4 protein-coding genes are annotated in these 3,817 nt (G+C 29.6%); all 4 read left to right on the top strand.

Features of this window, described 5'->3' with window-relative positions; genetic code table 11:
* The first annotated feature begins 636 nt into the window (after positions 1-636).
* Positions 637-1,944 carry an acetyl-CoA hydrolase/transferase family protein gene (locus tag Q0649_RS18140; RefSeq protein ID WP_298845358.1) on the top strand — a complete coding sequence of 436 codons (1,308 nt, stop codon included), beginning with the start codon at positions 637-639 and terminating at the stop codon, positions 1,942-1,944.
* 252 nt (positions 1,945-2,196) lie between these two features.
* Positions 2,197-2,532 (top strand): anti-sigma F factor antagonist, encoded by a 336-nt coding sequence (spoIIAA, locus tag Q0649_RS18135; RefSeq protein WP_298845355.1) that lies wholly within the window; start codon positions 2,197-2,199, stop codon positions 2,530-2,532.
* 13 nt (positions 2,533-2,545) lie between these two features.
* Positions 2,546-2,974, top strand: a complete 429-nt coding sequence (spoIIAB, locus tag Q0649_RS18130; protein ID WP_298845352.1) for an anti-sigma F factor — start codon at positions 2,546-2,548, stop codon at positions 2,972-2,974.
* Positions 2,975-2,984: 10 nt separating this feature from the next.
* Entirely contained in the window at positions 2,985-3,737 is a 753-nt protein-coding gene (sigF, locus tag Q0649_RS18125; RefSeq protein WP_298845349.1) for an RNA polymerase sporulation sigma factor SigF, read from the top strand.
* The last annotated feature ends 80 nt before the right edge of the window (positions 3,738-3,817 follow it).

Raw genomic sequence — 3,817 nt, 5'->3', positions numbered from 1 at the left:
ACTAACTTCCACTATTTAATGTGGTGGGGGTGGAATTTAGTTTTGCAATTGAGGAGATTTTTTTTGTTTTGATAATAAATTCTTTTTGCATATACAAGTTAAGTTACTTGGTGTATACTGAAACAAGAGAGAAGTGAATTATCATAATTCAAACATTAATATAATGCAGTAGTGGATATTACCATATTCACATTCATGCAATTTTTTTAAAAATGATTGTTAAATTAATCACAAAAACATATTCTAAATCTATGAAATTGACGCTAATGCATACTTAAATGAAAGGGAATTATAAAAAGAATCATATTGGTATAGTAAATAAAAATATGAAATTATATATTTATATTAAATAGCTAGGTGAATATATTTGTGAAAAACTCATATAATCAAAGTGTGGTGCAGCTTAATTATAAAATAGAAACATAAGTAATTATAATATGGAGTAAGTTATCTTATAAAAAAGTCTTATTAAATGAAATTAGTATGATGAAAAAATGAATATATGATAAATACATCTTTCACAATAAGAATTGTTAAATTATATGTAAAAAATATGCATAATAGTAAGATTAATAATAGTAAATCAATTAAAAATATAGATAAAATAAAAATTTGATTATTAGGGAGAGTGTAGTTATGAATTTACAAGAAATCTACAAATCAAAACTTATTACAGCAGATCAAGCTGCTACTAAAATAGTGTCTGGAAATAGAGTAGCAACAGGTCATGCCTGTGCAGAGCCTATTACTATTATAAATGCAATGGTAAAAAATAAAGATGCCTATAAAGATGTTGAAATTGTGCATATGGTGCCTATGGGAAAAGATGAGTATACTAAGCCAGGAATGGAAAGTCATTTTATACATAATGCACTATTTGTAGGTGCTAGTACAAAAGAAGCTGTTGCTCAAGGTCGAGCAGATTTTACACCTGTCTTTTTTTCTAAAATACCTGATCTTTTTAGAAAATATCTACCTATAGATGTTGCGCTTATTCAAGTTTCATCACCTGATGAGCATGGTTGTTGTAGTTTTGGCGTATCTGTTGATTATACAAAGACAGCAGCAGAATGCGCAAAAGTGGTAATAGCAGAAGTAAATAAACAAATGCCAAGAACTATGGGTGACTCTTTTATAAATCTTTCAGACATTGATTATATAGTAGAATCAAATCATCCGCTAATAGAACTTACACCACCTAAAATTGGAGATGTTGAAAAAGCTATTGGTAAAAATTGTGCTTCTTTAATTGAGGATGGATCTACACTTCAACTTGGAATTGGTGCTATACCAGATGCAGTTTTATTATTTTTAAAAGAAAAAAAGGATTTAGGAATTCATTCTGAGATGATTTCAGATGGGGTTGTGGAACTAGTTGAAGCTGGAGTAATTACAGGTAAGGCTAAAACCCTTCATAAAGGAAAGATTGTTGTTACATTTTTAATGGGGACCAAAAGACTATATGATTTTGTAGATAATAACCCTATGGTTGAAATGTATTCTGTAGATTATGTAAATGATCCCAGTGTAGTTGCTAAAAATAACAAAATGGTGTGTGTAAACTCTGCTATTCAAGTAGATTTTATGGGACAAGTTAACGCAGAAATGATAGGACCAACTCAGTTTAGTGGAACTGGTGGACAAGTCGATTTTATTCGCGGTGCATCTATGGCGAAAAACGGTAAAGCTATAATTGCAATGCCATCCACTGCTTGCAAAGGAAAAGTTTCAAGAATTAAACCATATCTTGATGAAGGAGCAGCTGTTACAACACTTAGAAATGATGTACAGTATGTAGTTACTGAATATGGTATTGCACAGTTAAAAGGTAAAACTTTAAAAAATAGAGCAAAAGCACTTATAAATATTGCTCATCCAGATTTTAGAAATGAGTTAATAGAGGAATTTGAGAAAAAGTTTAAGTGCAAATTCACATCTAAATAATTTTAAATTATTAATAAATAGTAGCAAGACAATTAGTGTCTTGCTACTATTTATTTTATTATTGAATTTGATTTCTAAAATAATATGTATATGTTATATTAAAAACTACAAAATTGGATATAATATAAAGAAATGAAAAAATATTACAAAAAAGAAGGATTATCATATTAATTATAGAATATAGAATATGGATACATTATTTAGACAATATAAAAATAATATTTAAATTCCAAATGATTCGGGGGGAAGAGAATGCATTTAAATTTTGAAAATAGTGAAGACAAGTTGATAGTTTACATGTCTGGTGAATTAGACCATCATAGTGCTGAGGAAGTTAGAAATATTATAGATGATAGGTTGGAACGAGATAGTTATAACAAATTAATTATGGATTTTGAAGGTGTGACATTTATGGATAGCTCTGGCATTGGTGTTGTTATTGGTAGATACAAAAAGTTACATATGAAAAATGGGAAAGTATGTGTAACTAATATTAAATCTTCAGTGAAGAGAGTATTTGAACTGTCAGGAATGTTTAAGATTATCATGTTATATGATGACGTAAAGCAAGCTGTAAACAACATTTAGTGGGGGGATTAGTATGTGTTACAATAAAATTAAAATAGAATTTTTAAGCAAATCGCAGAATGAAGGTTTTGCAAGAGTAGCAATAGCAGCATTTGCTTCACAATTAGATCCTACAATCGACGAAATCACTGATGTTAAAACAGCAGTATCAGAAGCGGTTACGAATGCAATTATTCATGGATATGACAGTGAAGAGGAAATGATTACTATTGAAGCTATTATTAATGGAACAGAATTGACAGTGATAGTTAATGATACGGGGAAAGGGATTGATAACTTAGAGTTAGCTATGGAGCCGCTATACACTTCGCGACCAGACCTCGAGAGATCTGGAATGGGTTTTACTGTAATGGAAACTTTTATGGACAGTCTAGAAGTAAAGTCTGATAAAGGTAGGGGAACAAGTATAATAATGAAAAAAATATTTAATCCTTTAAGTTAGGTGGAATATTATGGATCAAAAAATAGTGAAAAAAAGTAACTATAATTATGAAGATAATATGCAACTTATTCAAATGGCTAGAAATGGAGAACCGGGTGCATTAGATATTTTGGTGGAAATGAATTTACCATTAGTTTCATCGATAAGTAAAAAATTTCTAAACAGGGGATATGAGTATGATGATATCTTTCAAATAGGCTGTATTGGGCTCGTAAAAGCTATTAACAATTTTGATACCAAGTATAATGTAAAATTTTCCACATATGCAGTTCCTATGATAATGGGAGAAATTAAAAGATTTCTTAGGGATGATGGAATTATAAAAGTAAGTAGAAGTGTTAAAAATACTGCACGGCAATTGCATTATGATAAAGATACCCTAACAAAAAAACTTGGTAGAGATCCAACAATTGACGAACTGTCAGTTTTTTGTAACATAGAAAAAGAAGATATAGTATACGCATTAGAGTCTGCTAGTAATATGTTGTATTTATTTGATACAATACACCAAGATGATGGTGCACCAGTCTTGCTAATAGATAAACTAAGTGAAAAATATGAAGAAGATAATCAAGTTTTAGATAAAATTTCTCTCAAAGAAGCACTTAGAAATCTTGATGCAAAATCAAGGCAAATAATTATGCTCAGATACTTTAAAGACAATACACAAATTCAGGTAGCAAAAATGATGGGAATTAGTCAAGTACAGGTATCAAGAATAGAAAAGAAAGTTTTGAAAATAATGAAACAAAAATTAACATAGAAAGATAAGAAGATGGATTATAGATAAAGAAGGGGCCGTCTCAAAATAGAAAGTAATTTCTATTGCGAGATGGCTCTTTT

It is taken from the genome of uncultured Clostridium sp. (assembly GCF_937920395.1).
Classification (GTDB): domain Bacteria; phylum Bacillota; class Clostridia; order Clostridiales; family Clostridiaceae; genus Clostridium_AD.
This window is presented reverse-complemented; position numbering and strand designations above follow the sequence as displayed.

Excerpts from the sequence above, each read along its gene's own strand:
- Q0649_RS18140 (WP_298845358.1), top strand. The coding sequence starts at position 637 with ATGAATTTACAAGAAATCTACAAATCAAAACTTATTACAGCAGATCAA.
- spoIIAA (WP_298845355.1), top strand. The coding sequence starts at position 2,197 with ATGCATTTAAATTTTGAAAATAGTGAAGACAAGTTGATAGTTTACATG.
- spoIIAB (WP_298845352.1), top strand. The coding sequence starts at position 2,546 with ATGTGTTACAATAAAATTAAAATAGAATTTTTAAGCAAATCGCAGAAT.
- sigF (WP_298845349.1), top strand. The coding sequence starts at position 2,985 with ATGGATCAAAAAATAGTGAAAAAAAGTAACTATAATTATGAAGATAAT.